A 23,735-nucleotide genomic window follows, 5' to 3' on the forward strand; every position below is an offset into this window, starting at 1 on the left:
GTTCATGCCCCTGCAGATCACTGGCGCGCTAGGCGACCCCGACCTCATCCGGCTCCCCTGGGACGTCCCGCTGGCCGACTGGCCCAAGCATCATCTGGTCGATCTGCCGCGCGGCATCTCCCGCCACGTCGTGCGGTTCGCCCGGCTCTCCGGCAAGGTCTACGCGATCAAGGAGATCAGCGAGCGGTACGCCAGGCGCGAGTACCAGCTCCTGTGGGACCTGGCCAGGCTGGACGCCCCGGCCGTCGAGCCCGTGGCGTACGTGACCGGCCGCGACGAGGGCCTGGACGCCGCGCTGATCACCCGGCACCTGCAGTTCTCGCTCCCCTACCGGGCCGTGATGTCCGGCACCCTGCGCCCCGACACGCTCACCCGCCTGCTCGACGCGCTCGCCGTGCTGCTGGTGCGCCTGCACCTGAACGGCTTCTACTGGGGCGACTGCTCGCTGTCCAACACGCTCTTCCGCCGGGACGCCGGCGCCTTCGCGGCCTACCTGGTGGACGCCGAGACCGGCGAGATGCACCCGATGATCAGCGAGGGCCAGCGGCTGACCGACATCGACGTCGCCCACACCAACATCTTCGGCGAGATGCTGGACCTGGAGGCCGGCGGCCTGCTGCACCCGTCGATCGACCCCATGGAGACCGCCGAGGACATCGTCACCCGCTACCACCGCCTGTGGGCCGAGATCACCGACAGCGAGATCATCGACGAGGTCGACTGGCACCGCGTGGAGCAGCGCATCCGCCGCCTGAACCTGCTCGGCTTCGACGTCGCCGAGATGATGGTGCGGCGCAAGGTCGGCACCGGCCGCCTGATCGTCCGGCCGAAGGTGGTGGACGCCGGCCACCACCAGCGCCGGCTGATCAGGCTGACCGGGCTCGACGTGGAGGAGAACCAGGCCCGGCGGCTGCTCAACGACCTGGACGGCTACCGGGTCGCCAAGGGCCTGCGCCACGAGGACGAGGCCATCGTCGCCCACCGCTGGCTCGCCGAGGTGTTCCACCCGACGGTCGACGGCATCCCCGCCGAGCTGCGCGGCAAGCTGGAGCCCGCGCAGCTCTTCCACGAGATTCTCGACCACCGCTGGTACCTGTCGGAGACGGCGGGCGGCGACGTCGGGCTGGCCACGGCGGTGAAGTCGTACGTGGACAACGTGCTGGTGCACAAGCCCGACGAGAAGGCGCTGCTGCCCGACGACCCGGACGAGGACGATCAGTAGGCGACCGTGATGCGGGTGCGCGGGTGGGCGTGCTCCTCCAGCTCGTCGGCGATCGCCACCGCGTAGTCCTCGGCAGTGATGAAGCTGCGGCCGTCGGCGTCGCTGAGCAGGTCGTCGCGGCCGATCCGGTAGACGCCGGTGCGCCCGCCGGGCGCGATCTCGGCGGCCGGCGAGACGTAGGTCCAGTCGAGGTCGGTCACCTCCCGGTAGAGCCCGAGCGCGGCCCGCGCGGCCCTGGCCTCCTTCTTGTAGATCTCCGGGAAGCCGGGCGTGTCGACCAGGTCGACGTCCGGGCCGGCCTTGAGGCTGCCCGCGCCGCCCACGACCAGCACCCGGCTCACCCCGGCGGCGCGCAGGCCGTCGATGAGGGCGCGGTTGGCGGCCAGGAACGGCGGCTCGGGCTCGGTGCCGTCACGCGGCGGGGCGATGGCGCAGACGACGGCGTCGTAGCCCTCGGCGAGCGTGGCGGCGTCGTGGACGTCGCCCTTGACGGGACCGCGGCGGCTGACACCGGTGACGTCGTGGCCGCGGCCGGTGAGTTCGGTGACGATGCGCTGACCGATCATTCCGGTCGCGCCGAACACGAGGATCTTCATGAGAAGCACAGTATCCAATGGATACTGGTTACTTCATCGTGCTATAAGTACCTTATGGATACCGGTGATGCCTTCGACCCGAACTGCCCGACTCGGCTGGTCCTCGACCGGATCGGCGACAAGTGGTCGGTGCTGGTGCTGCTCAGCCTCAGCGACGGGCCGATGCGCTTCACCGTGCTGCGCGGGCGGATCGGCGGGGTGACGCCGAAGGTGCTCACCCAGACGCTGCGGGCCATGGAGCTGGACGGGCTGATCACCCGCGAGGTCTTCGCCGAGGTGCCGCCGCGGGTGGAGTACGCGCTGACCGACCTGGGCCGCTCGCTGCACGCGCCGATCTCGGTGGTCGCGCGGTGGGCCGAGGAGAACGTGCACGAAATGCTCCGCCATCGTGAAAAAACCTCGTGAATTGATCATATTTCCGCACGAGTGATGCTTTTCTTCGTCCTGGCCGTATAAAAACGTATCCCTCGGTAAATCGCCTGCCTTCTGGTCTCTTGTGGCCCCCTACGCTTTCCCCGTCCCACGACGGAGGGAGGCTCGCGGTGCTGGGAGTGGACACCTGCCTGGCGGAGGTCATGTCGATACCGGGCGCGCTCGACGCCATGCTGGTCGACGGCACGAGCGGCATGGCGGTCGCCTTCAGCAGCGCGTCCGGCGTGGACGCCGACAGGTCCGCCGCGGCGCTGACCGAGGCGCTGCGCGCCACGACCGACGGGCTGACCCGGACGTGTCCCGGCGAGATCGTGCGCATCGACGACATGCTCGTCACCACCGACCGGGGGCACCACCTGCTCCGGCTGCTGGAGACGGTCTTCGAGGGGCCGCTGGTCATCTACGTCCGCCTCGACCCGGAACGGTCGAACCTGGCCCTGGCCCGGTACCGCCTGCGGGCCATCTCCGACCTGCTGACCACCTGAGCCATGGCCGCGCTCGACTCACTCCTCGCCGGACTCGCCCGCGAACGCGCGACGGGGGCGCTCCGCGTGGGCCGGAACGGCACGATCTACCTGTCGGACGGGCGCGTGACGTACATGGAGTGCGCCCAGACGCCGGGCGTCGAGCGGCTGTTCGCGGCCAGGGGGCGGGTGCCGGAGTCGGCCCTGCGCGCCCTGCAGGCCGACGGCGGCCGCGCCCGGCTGCTCCAGGACGGCCCGGTCACCCTGGCCGAGCTCCAGTACGCCGTGCTCGGCGTGGTCCAGGACGCCGCCTTCTTCCTGCTGCCGGTGACGGGTGTGCGGCCGAAGTTCCGGCCCGGCGAGGAGCACTGGCTGGGCGGGCAGTGGTTCTTCGACGTCCAGGAGCTGGTGCGGGAGTCCGCCCGCCGCCGGGAGCAGCTGGCCGGCATCTGGCCCTCGCCGGAGGTGGACACCCAGCCCGTGCGGCCGGTCCCGCGCCTGCCCGGGCACGGGGTGGCGCTCAGCCAGGTGCAGTGGGAGGTCGTCGTACGGGCCGACCACAAGGCGACCCCGCTGGAGCTGGCCCGGCACCTGGGCCGGTCGGGCTACTCGGTGCTGCTGGCCGTCAGGAGGCTGGCCGCCGCCGGCCTCCTCGTCCCGCCGGATCCGGTACGGCCCGCGCAACGCCGTCCGGACGACGGGGAGGCGCTGCCCAGGCGGGTGCCCGGCGCGGTGGCAGTTCCCGCCGGGAACGGACGGGCGGGGGCCGCCGGGCCGGTGCCGACGGGCGACCCGACCGATCTGACGCTGCTGCTGCGGCTGAAGAAGGCGCTGGAGGAGATGCCGTGAGGTTCCCCTCACGACGCAGGAGGAGGCCACCCGTGGAGCTACGGCAAGAGCTCCTGGCGGAGATGGAGCTCCTGCGCGGCCGCACGCCGGACGTCACCGGCAGCGTCGCGTGCACTGTCGACGGCCTGCGGATCGCCTGCGACCTGCAAGGAGACACCGGCGAGCAGGTGGCGGCGCTGTCGGCGGCGCTGCTCGCGATGAGCGGCCGGATGCTGACCATGGCGGGCCGCGGGACGTTCGAGGAGACCCTCGTGTCCGGCACCGCCGGGTTCGTGGCCTTCTACGCCGCGGGCCCCACGATCGTCCTCACGGTTCTGGCAGGACCCGGCGCCAACGTCGGGCTCCTCCGGCTGGAGGGCAGGAAGACGGCGGCCTCCGTGGCCGCCGTGGCACGCAAGCACTGACCATCCCCACCGAAGCGGAGGAAAGCATGGCAGGCATGGACGTCTCCCTCAAAGAGATGATGAGCATCGACGGCACGATCGGGGCGGCGATCGTCGACCACGGCAGCGGCATGGCGCTCGGCACGCTCGGCGGCTCGAAGGAGCTGGACCTGCAGGTCGCGGCGGCGGGCAACACCGAGGTCATCAAGGCCAAACTGCGCACGATGGACTCGCTGGGCCTCAAGGACGGCATCGAGGACATCCTGATCACGCTGACCGCCCAGTACCACATCATCCGCCCGCTGACCGGCCGCAGCGGCAAGGGCCTGTTCCTCTACCTCGCCCTCGACCGCAACCGGGCCAACCTGGCCCTGGCCCGGCACATGCTCAAGGTCATCGAGGAGAAGCTGGAGCTCTGACCGGCCCGCGCAGCGAGGCTCCGCGGCGGGTCACGCGGCGGGCTCGGGCCGGGCGGGCGTCGCGGAGCCGGTGTGGGCGGTGATCTCGGCGACGATCGCGGGCCACAGGGCGCGGGGCAGGTCGTGGCCCATGCCGGGGTAGGTGACCAGGCGGGCGCCCGGGATGGCGGCGGCCGTGGCCCGCCCGCCGGCGAGCGGCACGAGCTGGTCGTCCTCGCCGTGGATGACCAGCGCGGGCACCTTCAGCCCGCCCAGCGCGGACGTGCGGTCGCCGGAGGCCATGATGGCGGCGAGCTGGCGGGCCGTGCCGGCCGGGTCGTGGCAGCGGTCGAAGGCGAGCCCGGCCAGCCTGGTGACGCGTTCGCGGTCCAGCTCCCAGCCGGGGGACCCGAGCACGGCCCAGGTCTTCAGCGCGCCGGCGACGACCCCCTCGCGGTCGGTCGCGGGCTTGGCGAAGAGCACCGCGGCGGCCGCCTCGGTCGGCGGGGCCGCCTGCGGGCCGGGCGTGGACATGATCGAGGTCAGGCTCAGCACGCGGGCGGGGTGCCGGATGGCCAGCGCCTGGGCGATCATCCCGCCCATCGAGGCGCCGACGACGTGCGCGGCGGGCAGGCCCAGGACGTCCATGAGCCCGGCGCTGTCGTCGGCCAGGTCGTCCAGCACGTACGGCGAGGGCGCGCCCCATGCGGGCACGCCCTCGTCGTGGAGATGGGTGGACAGGCCCGCGTCGCGGTTGTCGAACCTGACGACGTGGTGGCCCTGCTCGGCCAGGAGTTCGCAGAACTCGTCGTCCCAGTGGATGAGCTGGGCGCCGAGTCCCATGATGAGCAGCAGGGGCCTGCCCGCGGGTGAGCCGAAGCTCTCGTAGGCGATCTCGATGCCGTTGGCGGCTGCGCGCTGGATCACAGCGACCAGAATGTCATTCTGGTTGCGAGGCGTAAAGAGCGGTCTGTCCGGAGATCAGTCGTTGAGCAGCTTGCGCAGGCGCTCGCCGCCGAGCACCACGCCGCCGCCGGCCAGCACGAGCACGCCGGCCATGACGGTGCCGCCCATCGCGACGGTCTTCCCGACCTGGCCGCCGGCGGAACCGGCCGCGTCCTCGGCGGGCTTGTCGGCCAGCACCTTGGGAGGCTCGGCCGGGTTGTCGTCGAACCTGCCCCACGCGCCGGTGGAGAAGGCCACGGGGTAGTTCTTCTTGCCCTTGCCGTCGCCCCACTTGGTGATGACGTAGTCGATCTTGATGTGGCCCTGGCCGCCGTTGCCGTCCACGCCGAGGGTGTCGGGGTTGAAGGTGCCGCCGGTCAGCTCGGCGAAGGTCTTGGCGTCGAGGTCGAGCATGACGCCACGGCTGGAGGGCTCGCCGGGGCCGCGGTCGCCCACGAAGAACGGCATCTTCTTGCCGTTGTAGGTCACGTAACCCTCGGTCATGAGGGGCCAGCTCGGGCTGGCGGCCAGGCCCTTCTGCATGGGCTTGCCGCTGGCGGGGAGCCCGGTGTCGCCGGCCCGGCCGGAGGAGTCGTCCCAGAAGTAGGAGGCCTTCGTGGAACCCTTGAGCAGGATCTTCTGGTCGTCGCCGGTGTCGGCGTGGGCGCCGGTGGCGGAGATCGTCAGCGCGCCCATGGCGGACACGGACAGCAGGGCGAGAGAGCGCAGGCCAAATCGAGACATGAAGCAGTGAAGTCCTTCGCGAGGGGACAGGGGGAACGCGCGTGACTACGGTGCGTAACCGGGCAGAGCGCCGAAAAGGTGGTTACGCGGCGCGTGGGGGAAGTCAGGGAAGAGACCGCTCAGCAGGCGGTCGTCACTACACTGTCCGGGGGTACGACGAGGTGGTACATGCGTGAAGTCCTCTCCATCTCGCCTACCGGGTTAGCTGACGGGTTCGGGCGTGGAGATGCCCTACCGGCACATGGCCGGATTCACCCCAATGAGATGGGTCCCCGGTTCCCGACAAGTCGGGATTCGGCGCCAGCTGTCGTCCCTCTCCTGGTAGGGACTACGCCACCAGCTGGTAATTGGTTAAGACGGTACCCAGAGATTCGGACAAATACAAACGAATCGTCATGAACCGGGTAAAGATCTACCTATCGAGGTAAAGAGAAAGGGGGCACGGCATGCCGTACCCCCTGCTAAATCGGGCCTTTCAGCCGCCGCTCTTGCGCCTGAAGGATCTTTTACTCGCTGCCGGACCGTGCGCCCCGTGGATCTTCGACGGGTCCACGCCCCTGCCACCCGCGGCCGAGTCGGCCTGCTGCCCGCGCTTGCGTTCCAACGCCTCGCGGAACTTGCGCTTCATCTCGTCCTCGGGAGTCTCGCTGACTTCCGGCTCCGGTGTTTCCGCCATGAGGACCTCCTGGTTCTGGGGACATCCACAGCTTCGCACGACGTCGCTTACGACGCGAAACCGGCCTCCACTCTGCTTTCCGCCGCGGGCGCCTGCTCCAGCCGCCTGCCGGGCATCATGACCAGCGCGACCAGGGCGATCACCGCGCCCGCCACGCCCAGCGACGGGATGACCACGGCCGCCGCCGAGGCGTGCGCGGCCGCGAGCCCGTGGACCGGCGCGTCCGTGGTGATGACCGACGTGTACGCGGTGCCGGCCAGCGCCAGCGCCACCGAGCCGCCGATCTGCCGGAAGAAGGTGAGGTTGGCCGAGGCCGTGCCGATGTACCGCGGCGCGACGGCCTGCTGCACGGCCACGGTCAGCCCCGACAACATCGGCCCCATGCCGAGCCCGAGCAGCGCCATCCACCCGGCCAGCAGCAGGCCGTCGGTGCGCACGGTGAGGTTCAGGCAGAGCAGGCTGCCGGCCACCAGCAGGAACGGCGCCCCGACCAGCCACGGCTTGTACGTGCGCGTCCTGGACATCAGCGTGCCCATGAGCGCGCTGCCTGCCACCATCGCCAGCGTCATCGGGTAGATCCTCAGCCCGGACTCGGTGGCGCTGACGCCCAGCGCCTGCTGGAAGTAGCGCGGCAGGAACACCACGCCGGCGTACATGCAGAAGGCGGTGAAGAAGGAGGTCGCGTTGACCAGCGTGTACGTGCGGTCCCGGAACAGGTGCATCGGCATGACCGGGTTCGCCGCCCGCCGTTCGACCAGCACGAACGCGGCCAGCAGGACCAGCGCCAGCAGGATCGGCCCGGCCACGGGCGGGGAGGTCCAGGAGTTGCCGTCCAGGCCCTTCTCGGTCAGGCCGAGCAGCAGGGCGCTGATGGCCACGCTGAACACCGCGATGCCCGCGTAGTCCGGCCGGCCACCGCCGCCGGTGCCCGGACGGAACGGCAGCCGCAGCACCACGATCGCGATCAGCACGATCCCGAGCGGCACGTTCACGTAGAAGGCCCACCGCCAGCTCGCGTGGTCGGTGAACAACCCGCCCAGGAAGGGCCCGGCCAGGTACGTCAACGCCATCACGCCGCCGAGCGCGCCCTGCACGCGGGCGCCGTTGCGTCCGGGCGGGAACATCTCCATCACCAGGGCCAGCGACAGCGGCAGCAACGCGCCCGCGCCCAGCCCCTGCACGGCGCGGAAGGCGATGAGCTGGGTCATGTCCTGGGCGAGCCCGCACAACGCCGATCCGACGACGAACACCGACATCCCGACGAGCAGCAGCGGCTTCCTGCCGTGCTGGTCGGACAGCCGGCCGTACAGCGGCACGGTCAGGGTGGAGGTGAGCAGATAGGCCGTGACCACCCAGGTGTAGAGCCGGGTGCCGCCCAGCTCGCCGGTGATGCGGGGCAACGCGGTGCCGACGATCGTCTGGTCGAGCATCGCCAGGAACATCCCGCCGAGCACCGCCAGCAACACCAGACCGTTGCCCTTGGTCTTCATGTCATTAGTCACAGGTGAAGATTGATATGTAAGAGCTGACATGTCAAGCCTTCGCTATGCTGGCGGGCATGTCCCTGCGGATCGCGCTCCTCGGCCTGCTCGCCACCAAAGGCCCGGCCAGCGGCTACGACCTGGCCAAGAAGTTCGAGCACTCGCTCAACCACGTCTGGCAGGCGGGGCACACGCAGATCTATCCGGAACTGGTCAAGATGGCCGCCGACGGCCTGGTGACGGTCGAGCACGAGGGCGCCCGGGGCCGCAAGATCTACGCCATCACCGCCGAGGGCCGCGCGCTGGTCACCGAGTGGCTGGTCGGCCACGACCCGTCGGCGACCGTGCGCAGCGAGACCGCCCTCCAGGCGTTCCTGCTGGCCCTGCTCGACACCGGGCAGGCCGTCGCCGTCGTCGAGCGCATCAAGGCCCACTTCCAGGCCCGCCTCGCGACGCTCGACTGCCGGCCCGGGGGCCTGTTCGGCCAGTACGCGCTGTCCCTCGGCCTGCACCAGGCGCGTTCCGGCATCGAGTGGGCCGACGAGACCCTGGCCGCCCTGCGGCGCGAAGGGTAAAACGGAACTCTGCGGTTCCTGGTGTTGCGTTGGAAAAGCGCCGGATATACACCCAGGCATGATGCTCAACCTCCCAGTACGGCGATGAGCCTCCTGGGTCGTGACCTGGCGATCGACCTCGGCGCGGCCGGCACGAGGATCTACGCCAAGGGCAGGGGCATCGTGCTGGACGAGCCGTCGGTCGTCCTGCGCGACAGGCAGACGGGCAGGGTCGTCGGCTTCGGCGCCGAGGCCCTGGACGGCGCGGACGGCGCGGACGGCGCGGACGGCGAGACGTACTGGCCGATCAGCGACGGCCTGCCCCAGGACGGCGAGCTCGCCCGGCGCATGATCAGGCACTTCCTGCGCAAGGTGCACCGGCACCCGTTCCCCCGGCCGCGCCTGGTGATGGCCGTGCCCGACGAGTTCACGCCGATCGAGCGGGTGGCGCTGCGCGACGCCGGCTTCGAGGCGGAGGCCCGCGGGATCCTGCTGGTCAAACACGCGATCGCGGCCGCGCTCGGCGCGGGCCTGCCGGTCCGCGACGGCGCCGGGCACATGGTCGTCGACATCGGCCGGGACGCCACCAGGGTCGCCGTGCTCTCCTGCGGGGCCGTGGTCGCCGCCGGGACCGTGCGCGGCGGCGGGAACGCCGTGACCCGCGCGGTCGCCCGCCTGGTCGAGGACGAGCACGGCCTGCTGGCCGACGAGCGGGAGGCCGAGTCGGCCAAGCTGCGCGCGACGCGGGAGCCGGCCGGGAACGTGCTGATCCGCGGCAGGGACGCCGGCACCGGCGAGGAGCGCGCGGTGGCGCTGCCCGCGGCGCGCGTCCGCGAGGCGGCCGTCCAGCCGGTCGAGCACATCGTGCGGGCCGCGGAGTACACCATGGAACGCTGCCCTCCCGAGCTGACCGCCGACCTGGGCGAGCGCGGAATGGTGCTGGTCGGCGGCGGCGCGCTGCTGCCCGGACTGCGCCGGCGGCTGCAGGAGGGGCTGTCCATGCCGGTGCGGCGCGCGGAGCGGCCCAGCGACTCGGTGGCCCTGGGGCTCGGACGCTGCGTGGAGGACCTGGGGCTGATCGCCAAGCTGAGGCGCCGGTGAGCGACCTGTTCGACCTGGGGGTCTCCGTCGCCGACAAGACCGTCAGGACGATCGCCGTCTACGTGACGATCGCCGTGCTGCTTCGCATCGCCGGCAAACGCGGCATCGCGCAGCTCAACAACTTCGACTTCGTGGTCATGCTGCTGATGAGCAACGTCGTGCAGAATGCGATCATCGGCCCGGACAACTCGCTGATCGGCGGTCTGGTGGGCGTGGTGATCCTGGTGGCGGTCAACTCGGTCGTGGTGCGGCTGGCGGCGACCGTGCCCTCGGTCGGCAGGGCGTTCGAGGGCACGCCGGTCGTCCTGGCCCGCGACGGGCACTTCATCCCCTCGGCGCTGCGCCGGATGGGCGTCCGGCAGGCCGACCTCAACGTGATGCTCCAGCTCCGGGGGGCCGAGAGCGTCACCGACACCGACCTGGTACGCCTGGAGCCCGGCGGCTCGCTCCTGGTTCACCTGCGCCCCGAGGAGGAGGGAGCCGAACGCGGTGACCTGGAGGACCTGTGCCGGCGCCTCGACCGCATCGAACGCAAGCTGGACGAGCTGAGAACCGGCCCCTCCTGAGAATGCGCGGCCGGATTGCCTTTTGATATCGGCCATTAATATTGCGTTAATCCCCCTGCGCCCGGAATTGATCTCCGATATCGTCCCAACGTGCGCCTGGCTGGTCGCTCGGTCGTGATGTCCGCGGTGCTTGTATGCGTCGCGGTCGCGGCAGCCTGTACCTCCGGCCGCCAGTCCTCCTTCGAGGAGGCGGCCAGGCAGCTCACCGCCGACACCGACACCCTGCTCACCAGCGCCGCACTGCATGTGTCGCCGGCCGACCGCTCCGACGAGACCGAGGACCGCTCGTGCGTGCCCGGCCAGGTGCGCCGGCTCGTCCGGGCCGAGGGCGAGGCCGCCGACACCCCCGACGGCCTGCTGCACACCCTCCAGGACATGGGCTACGACCAGATCGTCGAGGATCTCGACCTGCGTGACGAGACCCCTGTCGTCTCGGTCGTGCGCAACCCCCGGACGAACCTGACGTTCGAGCTCACCGTGCTCGACGGGCCGAACGTCAGGATCGTCGGCAGGACGACCTGCTACTCCCCCGCCCCCGGGGCCGCTCTGTCCTGACCCGGGGCGCTTGTCTCAGGGCGCCGACAGCGCCTCCGTCGGCGACAGCCGGGAGGCGCGCACGGCCGGGTAGAGCCCGGCCACCGCGCCGATGAGCAGCGTGGCCGCCAGGCCCCCGACGGTCGCCCACGCGGGCACCACGGCCGGCCACCCGCGGGAGAAGGCGTAGCCGACGGTGACGCCGGCCCCCAGCAGGATCCCTCCCGCGCCGCCCAGCGCGGACAGCAGCAGCGACTCGGCGAGGAACTGGGTGCGGATCTGGCCGCGCGTCGCGCCGAGCGAACGGCGCAGGCCGATCTCCGCGCGGCGCTCCAGAACCGAGATGACCATCGTGTTGGCCACGCCGACGCCGCCCACGAGCAGCGCCACCGCCCCGACGCCGAGCAGCAGCCCGGCGAAGGCCTGGCTGGTCGCCTGCTTGGCGGCCAGCGCGTCGGACGGGCGGGAGACGTCCACCTCGTTGGGCGCCTCGGGGTTGGCCGTGCCGGCCAGGACCGACCGCACGTCCTCCAGCCTCGCCTCCTGCGAGCGGGTGTAGAGCGTGGTCGGATGCCCGTCGAAGTCCAGCCTGGACTCCGCGACCGGCCAGCCGACCAGGGCCGCGCTGTCCAGTTCCTCGGCCAGGGGCACCGGGTCGAGCAGCCCGACCACCGTGAACCGGATGCCGCCGATCACCACCTGCGTGTCGGGGGTGACCGTGCCGATGCCGAGCCGCTGGGCGGCGGCCGAGCCGAGCACCACGGCCGGGTAGCGTTCGGTGGCCGCGTTGAGCCAGGTGCCGCGGCGGACCGTCGCGCCCACGGTCGGCAGCAGGTCGAGGCGGGCGGCGATCGTGACCAGGCCGTTGGTCTGGGGCGTCGGGATCTCCTCGCTCCGGTAGACCTTCGCCTCGGGCACCTTGCCCGTGGACGAGACCGACTCCACCGGGCCGATGCGCTCGATCATCGCCTCGGCGTCCGTCGGCATCTGGGCCGCCTCGCCCAGGAGCGTGGTGCCGGAGGAGACGGTGAGCAGGTTCGTGCCCAGCGCGGACAGCGTACGGTCCAGCTCGGCGCTGGAGGAGGACGAGATGCCCACCACGCCGATCATCGCGGCGATGCCGATCGCGATGCCGAGCGCCGACAGGAACGCCCGCAGCGGGCGCGTACGCAGGCCGACCGCGCCCACCCGCATCACGTCGCGCGGGCGCATCCTGGCCGGGGAGAGCCTGGGACGCTCCAGGGTCGCCATCACGCCACCTCGGATTCGACGGGCTCGCGCACGCACCGGCCGCCGCCCTCTTCGCCGCGCCCGCGCCGCTCCGCACCGGGTTCAGAACCCGAGTCGGAGACGATCCGGCCGTCCCGCATGCTCACCTGGCGGGGAAGGCCGGCGGCGATCTCCCGGTCATGGGTGATGATCACGATGGTGGTGCCGCTCCCGTTCAGCTCGTGCAGCAGGTCCATCACGCCGGCGCCCGACACCGAGTCCAGCGCGCCGGTGGGCTCGTCGGCCAGCAGCAGCGGCGGGTCGCCGGCCACCGCCCTGGCGATGGCCACGCGCTGCCGCTCGCCGCCCGACAGCTCGTGCGGCTCGTGGTCGACGCGGTGCCCCAGGCCGACGCGGCGCAGCGCCGTCCCGGCCCGGCGGCGGCGTTCGGCCGGCGGCAGGCCGGTGTAGATCAGGCCGTCGGCCACGTTGTCCAGGGCGGTGACCTTGGCGGCCAGGTGGAAGTGCTGGAAGACGAAGCCGATCGTGGTCGCGCGCAGGGCCGAGAGCTGGTTGTCCGACAGCTTGGAGACGTCGTGGCCGTCGATCTCGACGCGGCCCGCCGACGGACGGTCGAGGGTGCCGACGACGTTGAGCATCGTGGACTTGCCCGAGCCCGACGGGCCGACGATGGCGACCAGCTCGCCGTGCCGGACCTCCAGCGACACCGAGTCCAGCGCGGTCACCCCGCCCGGATAGGTCCTGGACACGTCGGTGAGCACGATCATGCCCCGCCCCGCACCCGCGGGGGACGGGGTGGTGGGTTCGGAGGGAGTCGGGGTGGGGGTCATTTCGGGATTCCCACTGTCATGCCGTCGGTGAGCCCGTCGCCGGAGATCTCGACGCGGCCACCGGCGAACAACCCGGTCCGCACGGCGACGTACCGCGACCTGCCGCCCTCCACCACCTCCACCCCGAACCCGCCCTCCCGCAACGCGACCAGCGCCGACACCGGCACGGTCAGCACGCCCTTCCGCCGGTCGGCGGTGAACGTCACCTTCACCGCCGCCCGGTCCAGCCCCTTGGCGGCCTTGGCGTTCCCCAGCGAGACCTGCGCCTCCAGGCGGGTCTCCGGGTCGGCGTTCTGCCCGTCACCGGGGTCGATGATCGTGGCCACCTCGGTGATCCGGCCGGTGACGTCCCTGCCGTCCGGCATGGTGACCGAGACCTTGGTGCCCTTCCTGGCCATCCGCTGGTCCTCGGCGGCCAGTTCGGCGGTGACGACCTTCTTCGTGCCCGTGTAGGTGAGGATCTTCTGGCCGGGGCCGGTGGGCTGGCCCTGCTCGGCCTCCAGGCTCTCCACCCGGACCTTGCCGGGGGCGAAGACGACCCGTCCCAGCTCCACCACGCCGGTCTCGTCGAGGCCGCGGTCCTCCTGCCACTCCCGCACCGCCTGGGCGGTGTCGTAGGTGTACTCGTCGTCCACGGTGAAGCCGTCGTAGCCGAGCTTGCGCAGGTTGCGCTCCAGGTTCTCGACGTCCTTGCCCTCGCTGCCGATCCGCAGGTCCCGGTAGGCCGGGGTGGTGCCGTACAGGAGCATGACCGGCTTGTTGTCCAGGCGGTACAGGGACCGGCCGCGGGTGATCAGGTCGCCGCTGTCCGGGAGCCAGGTGACGGTGCCGGCCTTCCTGGCCATGGCCGTGGTGACCGGGCCGTAGCCCAGCTCGCCGTCGGCGTCCCTGGTGTCGTTCAGCGTCTGGCGGGTGACCGGGGTGGTGGCCGGCGGCAGCGCGCCGGCCGACGCGGAGGGGGCGGCGCCGCCGTCCAGCACCCCGCCTGGATTGACCGCCAGGACCGCCGCCCCCGCGACGGCGGCCACCCCGAGGAGGGCGAGGACCGCCCGCCCGCCGCGGCGGCGGCGGGCGCGGGGGGAAGGGGCGTCCGGCTCGGCCTTTCCGTCGATGGTGGCCGTGCCCATCAAGAGCCCCCCTGTCCCCCGCCGATGTTCATCCGGCACTTCTCCTGCGCGGCCTTGAAGTCGGGGTCCTCGCCGACCTCGGGCGTGATGCGCATCATGCCGCCCTCGGGGTCGGGGAACGCCTCCACGCCGTTGTCCCGCATGCACTGCGCCTGCTTGCGCATGTTCTCGGCCTGCTTGGGGTCGCCGCCCTTGCCCAGGTTCATGCCCGCGGGCTGGAGCGCCTTGCAGGCGTCCATCGCCTTCTGGACCTTCTCCGGGCCGCCGGAGCCCTTGTCGAACTTCATCTGGATCCGGCCGTCCGGGCCGGGGTCGGCGATGTCCAGGCCCTGTTCGCGCAGGCAGGTGGTGTACTTCACGGCCTGCGCGTTGCGGTCGGCGGTGGCCGGGGCGCCGGCCGTCGGCTTGGCGCCGGTGCCGGTCACCGACGCCACGTCCGATCCGCCTTCCTGGGCGCCGCACGCCGTCAGGAACAGCGCGGCCGCGGCCAGCGCCATGAGGGATCGTCCTCGCATGAATGTTCTCCTCCATCGAAAGCCGGTGGCCTTACGAGGGGAGATGCAATACGCGGACGTGTTTCTCCAGCGTTTCCATCTCCGGCTTATCCGGATCAAATACCACCCGCGCAAGAATCGAGCCGGAGGTACGGAATGCGGGTGCTGGTGGTGGAGGACGAGCGCGTGCTCGCCGGCGCGATCGCCGAATGGCTGCGCGACGAGACCCACGCGGTCGACCTCGCGCACGACGGCGCGGCGGCGCTGGAGCGGATCGCGGTCAACGACTACGACGTGGTCGTCCTGGACCGCGACCTGCCGCGCGTGCACGGCGACGACGTGTGCAGGGAGCTGGTCGCCTCCGAGTCCGACGCGCGGGTGCTGATGCTCACGGCCGCCGCCCAGCTCGACGACCGGGTCAGCGGGCTGTCCATCGGCGCCGACGACTACCTGTCCAAGCCGTTCGCCTTCCCCGAGCTGGCGGCGCGCGTCCTGGCACTGGGACGGCGCTCGCGGCCGGCCACTCCCCCGGTGCTGCGCCGGGCCGGGATCACGCTCGACCCGGGGCGCAGGGAGGTGTTCAGGAACGGGCGGTTCGTGCCGCTGTCGAAGAAGGAGTTCGCCGTCCTGGCCGAGCTGATGCGGGCGCAGGGCACGGTCGTCTCGGCCGAGCACCTGCTGGAGAAGGCGTGGGACGAGCACGCCGACCCGTTCACCGGCGCGGTGCGGCTGACGATACTCAAGCTGCGCCGCAAGCTGGCCGACCCGCCGGTGGTGGAGACGGTGCCGGGAGTGGGGTACCGGATCGCATGAGACTGCCCCACCCCACCCTCAGGCTGCGCCTCACCCTCGTGTACGGCGCCCTGTTCCTGGTGGCGGGGCTGGCCCTGCTGGGCGTCACGTACCTGCTGTTCAACCAGCAGCTCGCGCAGTCGTTCGAGAACCGGTTCGTGACCACTGCCGGCACCCGCAAGAACGTGATCTTCCTCAAGCAGGACGGCGTCGAGCTGGTCGGCCCCGCCGCCGTCGACTGGATGCGGCAGCAGGAGGAAGGGGTGCGGGAGGCCGCCGTGACCTCGCTGCTCACCCAGGGCGCGATCGCGCTCGTCGTCGTGTGCGGAACCGCCATCGGGCTCGGCTGGGTGGTGGCCGGACGCGTGCTGGCCCCGCTGCACCTGGTGACCGAGGCCGCGCGCAGGATCGCCGCCGCCCCCATGGCCGAACGCGGCCTGCACGAGCGCATCGCGCTCGGCGGCCCCCCGGACGAGGTCAAGACGCTGGCCGACACGTTCGACACGATGGTGGAGCGGCTCGACCACTCCTTCGACGGCCAGCGCAGGTTCGTCGCGAACGCCTCCCACGAGCTGCGCACGCCCCTGACGCTCAACCGGGCCCTGGTGGAGCTGGCGATGCACCGGCGTACCGCCTCCGACGACGTCAAGGAGCTGGGCGAGAGCCTGCTGCAGATCAACGCCCGCCACGAGCGGCTCATCTCGGGCCTGCTGCTGCTGGCCCGCTCCGAGCAGGAGATCGCCGACCGCTCCCCGGTGGACCTCGCCGACATCGTCTCGCACGTGGTCGCCCAGACCGCCCGCGCCGCCGCGGAGGCGAACGTCGTCGTGAAGGAGGAGGCCGGGCCCGCGCCGACCGCGGGCGACGCGCTGCTGCTCGAACGACTGGTGCACAACCTGGTCGAGAACGGCATCCGGCACAACCTGAGTGACGGCGGATGGGTCCGGGTGGTGAGCCGGGCGGCGCCCGGCGGCCTGGCCGAGGTCGAGGTGACCAACAGCGGGCCGAGCGTGCCGCCGTACGACGTGCCGCTGCTGTTCAAGCCGTTCCACCGGCACGGCGCCGAACGGGTGGTCACCGGGATGAGCGCGGGGCTCGGGCTGTCGATCGTGCGCTCGGTGGCCGTCGCGCACGGAGGCGACGTGACGGCCCGCCCGCGCGAGGGCGGCGGCCTGGTCGTCACCGCCACCCTCCCGGCCGGCTGACCCTGCTACTGGTGGGCGGCCGTGCGCAGTGAGCGGTAGAGCAGGCGCGGGTCGCCCAGGTGGTGGCGGAGCAGCTTCTCCAGGCCGCCGATCGGGACCAGGTTCTGGGGGGCGCGCGGGTCCTTGTAGTCGACGCCGGCCAGCCCCGGCAGGGCCAGCGTGACGGCGTTGGCCAGCTCGACGACCTGCGCGGGGTTGAGCTCGGCGCTGGCCTCGCAGCGGGCGATCCCCGCCCACGGCGCCGTCGACTGGACCGGCAGCCGCAGGTACCAGGCGTGCCGGCGCCAGCTCGTGCCCATGAGGAACACCGGCGTGCGCTGCCCCGGCGTGAGCGCGGCCACCACGGCCGACTGCGGCTGCGGCAGGTACGCCGCGTGGTGCGTCTTGATGTAGCCGACCGTCCGCGGCAGGTGGGTGCGCCCCCGCAGCGGGCCGTCCACCAGCAGCAGGTCGTCGCCCAGCGACCGGTGGCGGACCGCGAGGTCCACCTCCAGCTGGGTGACCTGGCGTTGCAGGGCGAGCGACAGCTCCTCGAAGCTGGAGTCGGCGGCCTTGTTCGGCAGGTAGGAGGCGTGCGCGGTCTTGACCTCGGGCGCGTACGGCGAGGCCGAGATCAGCGTCCTGTTGACCTCGATCGCGGCCAGCTCGGCCCCCTCACGCCCGCAGCGGACGATCCCGGCGGCGTAGGAGGCGGCGATCCCGGGGACGGGCATCGGCAGGTCGGGATCGTGCACCCACACGCGGGCGTCGATCCGGCGCACCCCGTCGGCGACCAGCAGCGTCTCGGGGGCGGCGGCGCCGGGGCCCGGCGTGACCGGCTTCCAGTCGGCGGCCGGCCGCTCGATGTCGAGGACCAGCTCGGCGCTGGTGGCGCCCAGCTCGGACAGGGCCTCGACGGCGATCGCGGCGGCGTAACCTGGATCCCAGGGGTCGACGGTGAAGCCCGGGCTCACGGCCCCACCTTGCGCACGTGCGAGCCCTTCGCGTCGCGCAGCACCTCGAAGCGCGCCGGCACCCGGTCGGCCAGCGCCGGGACGTGGGTGACGACGCCGATCATGCGTTCCTGACCGGCGGCCAGGCGTTCGAGGGTGGTGGCGACGGTGTCGAGGGTGGCCGGGTCGAGGGTGCCGAAGCCCTCGTCCAGGAAGATCGAGTCGAGCCCTCTGGCGACGGCCCCCGACAGCGCCAGGGCCAGGGACAGCGCGGCCTGGAAGGTCTCGCCGCCGGACAGCGTGCGGGCGCTGCGCCGCAGGCCCGCCTCGCCGTGGTCGATGACCTCGATGTCGCCGGTGCGTTCGCCGAGCGCCAGCTCGTACTGGCCGTCGGACAGCTCCATCAGCGTCTCGGACGCCGCGGCGACCAGCACGGCCAGCGCCTCGGCGCACAACCACCGCTCGAAGGCGTTGGCCCGCAGGCGCAGCGCGAGCTCGTGGGCGACCTTGGCCTCGTGATCCTTCTCCGCGACGGCGGTCTCCAGCTCGGCGGCGCGCCTGCGTTCCTCGCGGACCCGTTCGAGGGCGCCGTCGGCCCGCGCGACCGCTCCGGCGACGGCCGCGCCGAGCTGGTCGGGGGTGGCGTTGCGTGGGACGGTGACGCCGTGCTCGGCCAGGCGTTCGGTCAGCCGGTGGCGTTCGGCGGCGAGCCGGGCGGTGGCCTGGGCGAGCTCCTGCTCCCGCTCGGTCAGGGCGGCTCGGGCGGCCTCGGCGGCCCGGTCGCGCCAGCCGAGCAGCTCGGTCCAGGCGCGGTGGAGGTCGTCGCGGGTGAGCGGCGGCGGGGCCTCGCCGGAGGGCGCGAGCACGAGCATCCGGTCGCGGGTGGCCGCGAGGGTCTGCCAGGCGCTCTCGGCCTGCCGTTCGACCTGTTCGGCGGCGGTACGGGCGCGTTCGAGCTTCTTGCGCGTGTTGCGCATGGCCGTACGGGCCTCGGTGGCCAGGGCCTCGGCCTTGGCGATGGCGGCCAGGCGGCCTTCGATCTCGTTGCGGTCGCCGGGGGCGGGCAGCGCGGCCAGCTCGGCGTCGAGCCTGCCCGACTGCGTGGCCAGCATCGACGCCGACGTCTCGGCCTTGGCCAGGGCCGCCCGGCCGCGGGTCGCGTGGTCGCGGGCGGCTGCCAGGGCGCGGTCGGCGGCGCCGAGATCGGCGGGCCGGTCATGGTGGGGCAGCTCGGTGAGCGGGCGCAGGCAGAGCGGGCACGGCTCCCCCACGGCCAGCCGGTGGCTCAGACCGGCCGCGGTGTGGGCGTCGCGCAGCCGTTCGCGCTCGTGCTCGGCGTCGGTCAGGGCGCGTTCGGCGTCGGCGACGGCGGGGGTGAGGCGTTCCAGCGCCGTGGCGGCCTCGGCCGCCGCCCTGCGGGCGTCGGCGGCCTGGGCGGTGAGGCGCTCGCGGGCGTCGAGGGCGGCCAGCGCGGCCACCGGCTCGGCGCGGTCGCCCAGCGCGGCCAGCGCCTCGAACGCCTCGTGCTCGTCGGCCTCCACGGAGGCCGCCTCGGTCTCCAGCGCGGCGACCGCGTCGGCGGCCTCGCGGCGGGCCGAGGCCAGCGTCGGCACCGCGGGCGGCATGCGCAGCGCGGCCAGCGCCGACTGCCGCTCGGCCACGGACGCGCGTTCCTGCTCGGCCCGCCCGATGTCGGCCTCGCGGGAGCGCAGCAGGTCGAGGTCGGTGTCGATGGTGCCGGCCAGCCGCCGCAGCGCGGCCAGCCGGTCGGCCAGCTCGCGTTCGGCCTCGTCGGACGCGCCGGCCAGCTTGGCGAGCTGGTCGCGGGCGAAGGCGGCGGCGTTGCGCGCGGCCTCCTCGTCGCGGGCGGCCCGCTGCCTGATCAGCTCGTAGACGTCGGCGTCGAGGAGCTGCACCAGCAGGTCCTGGCGTTCGCGCGGCGCGGCGTGCAGGAACTCGGCGAACCGGCCCTGCGGCAGCACCACGCACTGGGTGAAGAACTTGTACTCCAGGCCGGTCACCCGCTGCACCTCGGGCGTGACGTTCTCGCCCTCGGCCAGCGGTTTCAGCACCATCTCGTACGCCGCGTCGAGCGGCGCCGCCGGGTCGAGCTCGTCGATCCTGGCCTCTTTGGTGCGGACGGTCCCCTTGGCGTCGCGGACCAGCGAGCGCACCACGCCGTAGCGCCGCCGGTCGCTCTCGAACACCAGCGCCACCTTGCCCGAGCTCGCCGACGGCGCCAGGGCGTGGGCAATGACGTTCTCCTTGCCCCAGCGCGGGACGGTGCCGTACAGGGCGAAGCAGATGGCGTCGATGATCGTGCTCTTGCCGGCGCCGGTCGGCCCGACCAGGGCGAAGTACTCGGTGTCGGAGAAGTCGACGGTGGCCGGCTCACGGAAACTGCCGAAGTGGTCGAGGTGCAGCAGCAGGGGACGCATCAGCCGGTCACCTCGTCGTAGAGCCGGTCGAACAGGGCGGCGACCTGGTCGTCGTGGCGGCCGGTCGCGGTCAGGTACTCGCGGAACAGCTCGCGCGGGCTGCGCGCGGCCGACCCGGCCCGGCGCACCGCGGGCACCGGCCGGAACCGCTCGTCGAGGACGACGTCGACCGAGCCGGGCAGCAGGTCGCGCACCTGGTCGGACAGGCCGACCCGGGGCTTCTCCTCCACGATGACCTTGAGCCAGTCGTCGCCCGCCTCCAGGCCCTCCAGCTGCTCCAGCGTGCCGCGCACCGTGCGCAACCGGCGCGCCGAGGCGAACGTCAGCTCCCGCACCACCGCGGGCCGCCCCGGCGTGACCTCCACCAGCAGCGCGCCCGGCGTGTTGCCCTCCTCGCCGAAGTCGACGGCCAGCGGCGAGCCGCTGTACCAGATCGGGCACGGGCCGGGGATCTGCTGCCTGCGGTGCAGGTGGCCGAGCGCGGCGTACTGGGTGGAGACCGGGAAGGCGTTGGACTCGAAGTAGTAGGAGAAGATCGACTGGGCCTCGCGCTCGCCGCCGCCGAACGCGCCGCCCGGCAGGGTGCCGTGCGTGGTGATCAGGTTGACGGTGTCGCTCTGGAAGCCCGCGGTCAGCGCGCCGATCAGCTCGGAGATGCGGGTGGCGTAGTCGCGGTTGTGGTCGGCGGTGGTGCCGGTGAGCACCTCCGCGGCGCGTACGACATAGCGGTGGGACAGGAACGGCAGCACGCCCAGCCGCACCGGCTCCCCCGAGCGCGCGGTGAAGGCCAGCGTGCCGCCCGCGTCGGGACGGCGGAAGACGCCCACCACGTGCATGCCGAGCTTGCCGAGCACCGGCCGGTAGACCTCGAAGAGCTGCGGGTTGTCGTGGTTGCCGGCCAGCACCACCACGTCACGGCCGTCGCCGCGCAGCGCCATGAGCGCGTTGAGCACCAGCGACTGGGCCTCCGGCGTCGGCGCCGAGGTGTCGAACAGGTCGCCGGCCACCACGACCGCGTCGACGTCGTGGGTGCGGGCCGCCGCGACCAGCTCGCGCAGCACGGCCCGGTGCTCGTCCATGCGGGAGCGGCCCTTGAGCACCTTGCCCACGTGCCAGTCCGCGGTGTGCAGGAATTTCACCGAGCTCCCTTCAGAACGGCGGAATGTCGTCTTCGACGCCCGGCAACCCCTGGAACGGATCGGCCGACGGGCTGACCCGCGAGGCCGCCTCGGCCGGCCGGGTCGCCCAGGCGGGGAACGGGAAGGCGACGGCCAGCGGCACCGGGATCTCCGGCTGGGCGACGAACATGGTGCCCGGTTTGGCGATCGTGGCGCGTTCCCTGACGGCCGGGGGCAGCCAGCCGTACTCGGAGCGGGCGGCCTCGGCCGGGTCGAGGCGACCGGCGACGCGTACGGCGCTGTTGGAGACGATGCGGCGCTCCACCTCGGAGGCGGTCTGCTGGGCGCCGATGAGGATCACGCCGAGCGACCGGCCGCGCTCGGCCACGTCGAGCAGGATCTCCTTGATCGGCGAGTCGCCCTCGCGCGGCGCGTACTTGTTCAGCTCGTCGAGCACCACGAACAGCAGCGGCTTGGCCGTGCCCGAGGTCTCCTTGCGGTGGAACTCGCCGCGCAGCACGACGCCCACCACGAACCGCTGGGCGCGTTCGGGCAGGTTGTGCAGGTCGACGATGGTGACCTGGGCGTCGGACGTGCGCACCGAGTGGGCCCGGAAGAACGGCAGGTCGCCGCGGACGATCGGGGACAGCGGCTTGACCGCGCTGCGCAGCCGGCGCAGGAAGGCGTTGACCGTGCCGAGGGGGGTCTGGGCGCCGGTCCACTCGATGCGGGTGGCCTCGTCCTGCAACTGGTCGGACAGCAGCTCGACCAGGTCGCCGAAGGTGCGGCAGGCGGTGCCCCTGATCATGACCGCGCCGCCGTCGCCGACCGGCTCGGCCCACGACTTCAGCCGGGCCGCCACCTGGCCCACCAGCAGGGAGTAGCCGGCGCGCTCGTCGTCGGCGTCGGCGAAGACGAACCGCAGCAGCTCCTCCTCGCACAGCTCGACCAGCGTCCAGTAGAACGAGCTGACGCCCTGGGTGCGGGCGGACACGTGCGGCACGCCGTTGGGGTCGCCGGGCCGCGGCGGCGCGAACACGTGCACGCTGCCGAACGGCTGGGCGGGCAGCCCGAGCCGGGCGTACGCGGCCCGCGCCTGCTCGTCGAGGCGCACGTTGTCGTGGTCGAGGAAGAGCAGGTCCTCGCCCTTGACGGAGAAGATCAGCGCCTTGGTGTTGGCCGACTCGGCGTCGAGCACGCCCGAGTTGAAGATCGAGTAGAGCAGGAACGTGGCGAAGGACGTCTTGGTGGCCACGCCGGAGACGCCGGAGATCGACACGTGCGCGCCGCGGGTGCCGTCGAGGAAGTCGAAGTTGACGTAGAGCGGCAGGCCGTCGCGGCCCATGCCCATGGGCACCCGGCGATCCATCACGTCGAAGTAGAGCGCCTGGTCGCGGTCGCCGGCCCCGGCCAGGAAGACCTTGGCGCCCGGCAGCGGCGGCACGAACACCTCGGGCTCGACCCTGGTCACCCGCACCTCGGCCACCTCGACCACGGCGGCGGGCAGCGCGCCCTCGGCGATGAGGAACACGTCGGAGTCGTAGGCGGCGCCCTCGTGCCTGGCCTCGACCGTGGTCACCACGCCGGCGACCAGCACCGGGCCGTGGCCGGGCACGTCGCGCCTGGTGACCACGACGTCGTCGAGCTGGAGCACCTTGCCGGGCTCCAGACCGACCCAGAACGACAGCGGCGAGGCGGCCTGGGTGCCCAGGACCCGGCCGACCGCCTCACCGGTCGCCATCGCCGCAGAAGACGCCTCGCGGCTCGCAGCCCCGTTGACCGTCACGAATCCCTCCACCACCAGACATGCCCTTCCAAAGGAGAGTAGTCGGGGGCCGGGGATGCGTCCGGCTCATTGCCGCCTTCGCCGCGCCGCGTCAGAGCGCGAAGGCCGCCTTGGTCCAGGCGAACTGGGCGTCGAGAACCTCGCCCAGCAGGCCGGCCAGCGCGGGATCGGGCCGCCCGGCCGACTGCCTCGGCCCGATGCGGCCGCCCTCGGCGCTCCGCCCGGCCACCAGCAGCACCCGCGCGCCCGCCCGGTCGACCGCCAGGGCCGCGGCCGGCTCCCACGCGCCGTCCCGGTGCGCCGCGGCGGGCCTGCGCGGCCCCTCCCGGTGCGCCGGAGGTCGCCACGCGGCCTGGCCCTCCGCGGGCGCGAGGGCAGGCGCGGGGGCGACGACCACCATCGCGTCGACCCGCATCGCCGTCGCCACCCGCCGCCGGGACTCGTCGAAGGCCGTCTCGGGCGGCACGGGCTGGGCCCGCATCGACTCGGCCATGGTGCGCAGCAGCGCGGGCAGGTCGAGCTCGCCCGCCGGCGGAGCCAGCTCGTACTGCAGATAGCCGACCAGCGGGAACGGCGGGTCGGGGAGGGTGTTGTAGCCGAGGAACAGCCTCGGCCACCCGGCCGACTCCGAGGGGCCGGTCAGCGCGCCGTGAGCCACCCGCCCGAGCTCGCCGCACCCGTGGTGGGGCAGGCCATTGACTGACCGCAACATCGCCATGCACGAATTGTTGCAGACCGATTACCTTCAGTTGCGCGTTCTCCACGAGAGCCCGGGGCCTCCGCCGTCCAGCGTGATCATCTTGATGGGAGCCATGGATACCACCCGGGTCCGACAGAA

Annotated in this window: 26 protein-coding genes and 1 riboswitch; of the genes, 12 read left to right on the forward strand and 14 right to left on the reverse strand. The window is 72.5% G+C overall.

What is annotated here, in order from left to right:
• The first annotated feature begins 4 nt into the window (after window positions 1-4).
• Entirely contained in the window at window positions 5-1,222 is a 1,218-nt protein-coding gene (locus ACWEJ6_RS00535; protein WP_387670792.1) for a DUF4032 domain-containing protein, read from the forward strand.
• On the opposite strand, the gene ACWEJ6_RS00540 is transcribed toward ACWEJ6_RS00535, so the two are convergent.
• Window positions 1,216-1,818: an NAD(P)-dependent oxidoreductase gene (locus ACWEJ6_RS00540; protein WP_452420315.1), complete on the reverse strand. Its 603-nt coding sequence runs from the start codon at window positions 1,816-1,818 to the stop codon at window positions 1,216-1,218. The genes ACWEJ6_RS00535 and ACWEJ6_RS00540 overlap by 7 nt on opposite strands.
• A gap of 54 nt (window positions 1,819-1,872) precedes the next feature.
• Here ACWEJ6_RS00540 and ACWEJ6_RS00545 point away from each other — a divergent pair, with 54 nt between their 5' ends.
• The 5 genes from ACWEJ6_RS00545 to ACWEJ6_RS00565 all read left to right on the forward strand — a co-directional run bounded on the left by ACWEJ6_RS00545 (window position 1,873) and on the right by ACWEJ6_RS00565 (window position 4,365).
• Window positions 1,873-2,223, forward strand: coding sequence for a winged helix-turn-helix transcriptional regulator (locus ACWEJ6_RS00545; RefSeq protein ID WP_358288175.1), 351 nt, complete (start codon window positions 1,873-1,875; stop codon window positions 2,221-2,223).
• A gap of 137 nt (window positions 2,224-2,360) precedes the next feature.
• Window positions 2,361-2,735 (forward strand): roadblock/LC7 domain-containing protein, encoded by a 375-nt coding sequence (locus tag ACWEJ6_RS00550; protein ID WP_352352017.1) that lies wholly within the window; start codon window positions 2,361-2,363, stop codon window positions 2,733-2,735.
• 3 nt (window positions 2,736-2,738) lie between these two features.
• Window positions 2,739-3,563, forward strand: coding sequence for a DUF4388 domain-containing protein (locus ACWEJ6_RS00555; RefSeq protein ID WP_452420317.1), 825 nt, complete (start codon window positions 2,739-2,741; stop codon window positions 3,561-3,563).
• A 32-nt stretch (window positions 3,564-3,595) separates the two neighbouring features.
• A complete protein-coding gene (locus tag ACWEJ6_RS00560; RefSeq protein ID WP_452420319.1) occupies window positions 3,596-3,967 on the forward strand; it encodes a roadblock/LC7 domain-containing protein in 372 nt (123 codons plus the stop codon).
• Between the two features lie 26 nt (window positions 3,968-3,993).
• Complete coding sequence (locus ACWEJ6_RS00565; protein WP_352352019.1) at window positions 3,994-4,365, forward strand: hypothetical protein; 372 nt, start codon at window positions 3,994-3,996, stop codon at window positions 4,363-4,365.
• Between the two features lie 30 nt (window positions 4,366-4,395).
• On the opposite strand, the gene ACWEJ6_RS00570 is transcribed toward ACWEJ6_RS00565, so the two are convergent.
• The 4 genes from ACWEJ6_RS00570 to ACWEJ6_RS00585 form a co-directional block, all read right to left on the reverse strand.
• A complete protein-coding gene (locus ACWEJ6_RS00570; RefSeq protein WP_452420321.1) occupies window positions 4,396-5,271 on the reverse strand; it encodes an alpha/beta fold hydrolase in 876 nt (291 codons plus the stop codon).
• Between the two features lie 54 nt (window positions 5,272-5,325).
• Window positions 5,326-6,033 (reverse strand): hypothetical protein, encoded by a 708-nt coding sequence (locus ACWEJ6_RS00575; protein WP_387670800.1) that lies wholly within the window; start codon window positions 6,031-6,033, stop codon window positions 5,326-5,328.
• Window positions 6,034-6,208: 175 nt separating this feature from the next.
• A riboswitch (cyclic di-AMP (ydaO/yuaA leader) is annotated at window positions 6,209-6,343 on the reverse strand.
• A gap of 165 nt (window positions 6,344-6,508) precedes the next feature.
• Window positions 6,509-6,709 carry a DUF5302 domain-containing protein gene (locus ACWEJ6_RS00580; protein ID WP_352323331.1) on the reverse strand — a complete coding sequence of 67 codons (201 nt, stop codon included), beginning with the start codon at window positions 6,707-6,709 and terminating at the stop codon, window positions 6,509-6,511.
• A 47-nt stretch (window positions 6,710-6,756) separates the two neighbouring features.
• On the reverse strand, window positions 6,757-8,211 hold the full coding sequence (locus tag ACWEJ6_RS00585) for an MDR family MFS transporter (protein WP_452420324.1): 1,455 nt from the start codon (window positions 8,209-8,211) through the stop codon (window positions 6,757-6,759).
• Window positions 8,212-8,267: 56 nt separating this feature from the next.
• Here ACWEJ6_RS00585 and ACWEJ6_RS00590 point away from each other — a divergent pair, with 56 nt between their 5' ends.
• The 4 genes from ACWEJ6_RS00590 to ACWEJ6_RS00605 all read left to right on the forward strand — a co-directional run bounded on the left by ACWEJ6_RS00590 (window position 8,268) and on the right by ACWEJ6_RS00605 (window position 10,966).
• Window positions 8,268-8,765, forward strand: coding sequence for a PadR family transcriptional regulator (locus ACWEJ6_RS00590; RefSeq protein ID WP_358288189.1), 498 nt, complete (start codon window positions 8,268-8,270; stop codon window positions 8,763-8,765).
• An 84-nt stretch (window positions 8,766-8,849) separates the two neighbouring features.
• Entirely contained in the window at window positions 8,850-9,845 is a 996-nt protein-coding gene (locus tag ACWEJ6_RS00595) for a rod shape-determining protein (RefSeq protein WP_452420326.1), read from the forward strand.
• Window positions 9,842-10,411 (forward strand): DUF421 domain-containing protein, encoded by a 570-nt coding sequence (locus tag ACWEJ6_RS00600; protein ID WP_387670804.1) that lies wholly within the window; start codon window positions 9,842-9,844, stop codon window positions 10,409-10,411. The genes ACWEJ6_RS00595 and ACWEJ6_RS00600 overlap by 4 nt, the downstream gene beginning before the upstream one ends.
• A 90-nt stretch (window positions 10,412-10,501) precedes the next feature.
• On the forward strand, window positions 10,502-10,966 hold the full coding sequence (locus tag ACWEJ6_RS00605) for a hypothetical protein (protein ID WP_452420328.1): 465 nt from the start codon (window positions 10,502-10,504) through the stop codon (window positions 10,964-10,966).
• A 15-nt stretch (window positions 10,967-10,981) separates the two neighbouring features.
• Here the strand turns inward: ACWEJ6_RS00605 and ACWEJ6_RS00610 are convergent, their stop codons facing one another.
• From ACWEJ6_RS00610 to ACWEJ6_RS00625, 4 genes are read right to left on the reverse strand one after another with little or no spacing between them, the layout of a single operon-like run.
• The gene (locus ACWEJ6_RS00610; RefSeq protein WP_452420330.1) at window positions 10,982-12,196 is read right to left on the reverse strand and encodes an ABC transporter permease; all 1,215 of its coding nucleotides are present in this window, start codon (window positions 12,194-12,196) and stop codon (window positions 10,982-10,984) included.
• Window positions 12,196-12,942 (reverse strand): ABC transporter ATP-binding protein, encoded by a 747-nt coding sequence (locus ACWEJ6_RS00615; protein ID WP_452420332.1) that lies wholly within the window; start codon window positions 12,940-12,942, stop codon window positions 12,196-12,198. The genes ACWEJ6_RS00610 and ACWEJ6_RS00615 overlap by 1 nt, the downstream gene beginning before the upstream one ends.
• A gap of 59 nt (window positions 12,943-13,001) precedes the next feature.
• Window positions 13,002-14,132 (reverse strand): efflux RND transporter periplasmic adaptor subunit, encoded by a 1,131-nt coding sequence (locus ACWEJ6_RS00620; protein WP_452420334.1) that lies wholly within the window; start codon window positions 14,130-14,132, stop codon window positions 13,002-13,004.
• A complete protein-coding gene (locus ACWEJ6_RS00625; RefSeq protein ID WP_358288207.1) occupies window positions 14,132-14,647 on the reverse strand; it encodes a hypothetical protein in 516 nt (171 codons plus the stop codon). The genes ACWEJ6_RS00620 and ACWEJ6_RS00625 overlap by 1 nt, the downstream gene beginning before the upstream one ends.
• A 135-nt stretch (window positions 14,648-14,782) precedes the next feature.
• Between ACWEJ6_RS00625 and ACWEJ6_RS00630 the strand changes: the two genes are divergently transcribed.
• Entirely contained in the window at window positions 14,783-15,439 is a 657-nt protein-coding gene (locus tag ACWEJ6_RS00630; protein WP_352352030.1) for a response regulator transcription factor, read from the forward strand.
• Window positions 15,436-16,623: a sensor histidine kinase gene (locus ACWEJ6_RS00635; RefSeq protein WP_452420337.1), complete on the forward strand. Its 1,188-nt coding sequence runs from the start codon at window positions 15,436-15,438 to the stop codon at window positions 16,621-16,623. The genes ACWEJ6_RS00630 and ACWEJ6_RS00635 overlap by 4 nt, the downstream gene beginning before the upstream one ends.
• A 5-nt stretch (window positions 16,624-16,628) precedes the next feature.
• Here the strand turns inward: ACWEJ6_RS00635 and ACWEJ6_RS00640 are convergent, their stop codons facing one another.
• The 5 genes from ACWEJ6_RS00640 to ACWEJ6_RS00660 all read right to left on the reverse strand — a co-directional run bounded on the left by ACWEJ6_RS00640 (window position 16,629) and on the right by ACWEJ6_RS00660 (window position 23,615).
• Entirely contained in the window at window positions 16,629-17,576 is a 948-nt protein-coding gene (locus tag ACWEJ6_RS00640) for a hypothetical protein (protein ID WP_452420339.1), read from the reverse strand.
• Entirely contained in the window at window positions 17,573-19,993 is a 2,421-nt protein-coding gene (locus ACWEJ6_RS00645) for an AAA family ATPase (protein WP_452420341.1), read from the reverse strand. Before ACWEJ6_RS00645 ends, ACWEJ6_RS00640 begins: the two co-directional genes overlap by 4 nt.
• Window positions 19,993-21,132: an exonuclease SbcCD subunit D gene (locus ACWEJ6_RS00650; protein WP_387670816.1), complete on the reverse strand. Its 1,140-nt coding sequence runs from the start codon at window positions 21,130-21,132 to the stop codon at window positions 19,993-19,995. The genes ACWEJ6_RS00645 and ACWEJ6_RS00650 overlap by 1 nt, the downstream gene beginning before the upstream one ends.
• A 10-nt stretch (window positions 21,133-21,142) precedes the next feature.
• Complete coding sequence (locus ACWEJ6_RS00655) at window positions 21,143-22,852, reverse strand: ATP-binding protein (RefSeq protein WP_397166079.1); 1,710 nt, start codon at window positions 22,850-22,852, stop codon at window positions 21,143-21,145.
• 136 nt (window positions 22,853-22,988) lie between these two features.
• Window positions 22,989-23,615 (reverse strand): hypothetical protein, encoded by a 627-nt coding sequence (locus ACWEJ6_RS00660; protein WP_387670820.1) that lies wholly within the window; start codon window positions 23,613-23,615, stop codon window positions 22,989-22,991.
• Between the last annotated feature and the right edge of the window lie 120 nt (window positions 23,616-23,735).

This window comes from Nonomuraea sp. NPDC004702 (assembly GCF_053601695.1).

Excerpts from the sequence above, each read along its gene's own strand:
- ACWEJ6_RS00540 (WP_452420315.1), bottom strand. The coding sequence starts at position 1,818 with ATGAAGATCCTCGTGTTCGGCGCGACCGGAATGATCGGTCAGCGCATC.
- ACWEJ6_RS00610 (WP_452420330.1), bottom strand. The coding sequence starts at position 12,196 with ATGGCGACCCTGGAGCGTCCCAGGCTCTCCCCGGCCAGGATGCGCCCG.
- ACWEJ6_RS00660 (WP_387670820.1), bottom strand. The coding sequence starts at position 23,615 with ATGGCGATGTTGCGGTCAGTCAATGGCCTGCCCCACCACGGGTGCGGC.
- ACWEJ6_RS00615 (WP_452420332.1), bottom strand. The coding sequence starts at position 12,942 with ATGATCGTGCTCACCGACGTGTCCAGGACCTATCCGGGCGGGGTGACC.
- ACWEJ6_RS00565 (WP_352352019.1), top strand. The coding sequence starts at position 3,994 with ATGGCAGGCATGGACGTCTCCCTCAAAGAGATGATGAGCATCGACGGC.
- ACWEJ6_RS00590 (WP_358288189.1), top strand. The coding sequence starts at position 8,268 with ATGTCCCTGCGGATCGCGCTCCTCGGCCTGCTCGCCACCAAAGGCCCG.
- ACWEJ6_RS00595 (WP_452420326.1), top strand. The coding sequence starts at position 8,850 with ATGAGCCTCCTGGGTCGTGACCTGGCGATCGACCTCGGCGCGGCCGGC.
- ACWEJ6_RS00635 (WP_452420337.1), top strand. The coding sequence starts at position 15,436 with ATGAGACTGCCCCACCCCACCCTCAGGCTGCGCCTCACCCTCGTGTAC.
- ACWEJ6_RS00620 (WP_452420334.1), bottom strand. The coding sequence starts at position 14,132 with ATGGGCACGGCCACCATCGACGGAAAGGCCGAGCCGGACGCCCCTTCC.
- ACWEJ6_RS00545 (WP_358288175.1), top strand. The coding sequence starts at position 1,873 with ATGGATACCGGTGATGCCTTCGACCCGAACTGCCCGACTCGGCTGGTC.
- ACWEJ6_RS00645 (WP_452420341.1), bottom strand. The coding sequence starts at position 19,993 with ATGCGTCCCCTGCTGCTGCACCTCGACCACTTCGGCAGTTTCCGTGAG.
- ACWEJ6_RS00575 (WP_387670800.1), bottom strand. The coding sequence starts at position 6,033 with ATGTCTCGATTTGGCCTGCGCTCTCTCGCCCTGCTGTCCGTGTCCGCC.
- ACWEJ6_RS00555 (WP_452420317.1), top strand. The coding sequence starts at position 2,739 with ATGGCCGCGCTCGACTCACTCCTCGCCGGACTCGCCCGCGAACGCGCG.
- ACWEJ6_RS00535 (WP_387670792.1), top strand. The coding sequence starts at position 5 with ATGCCCCTGCAGATCACTGGCGCGCTAGGCGACCCCGACCTCATCCGG.
- ACWEJ6_RS00630 (WP_352352030.1), top strand. The coding sequence starts at position 14,783 with ATGCGGGTGCTGGTGGTGGAGGACGAGCGCGTGCTCGCCGGCGCGATC.
- ACWEJ6_RS00580 (WP_352323331.1), bottom strand. The coding sequence starts at position 6,709 with ATGGCGGAAACACCGGAGCCGGAAGTCAGCGAGACTCCCGAGGACGAG.
- ACWEJ6_RS00655 (WP_397166079.1), bottom strand. The coding sequence starts at position 22,852 with ATGGCGACCGGTGAGGCGGTCGGCCGGGTCCTGGGCACCCAGGCCGCC.
- ACWEJ6_RS00625 (WP_358288207.1), bottom strand. The coding sequence starts at position 14,647 with ATGCGAGGACGATCCCTCATGGCGCTGGCCGCGGCCGCGCTGTTCCTG.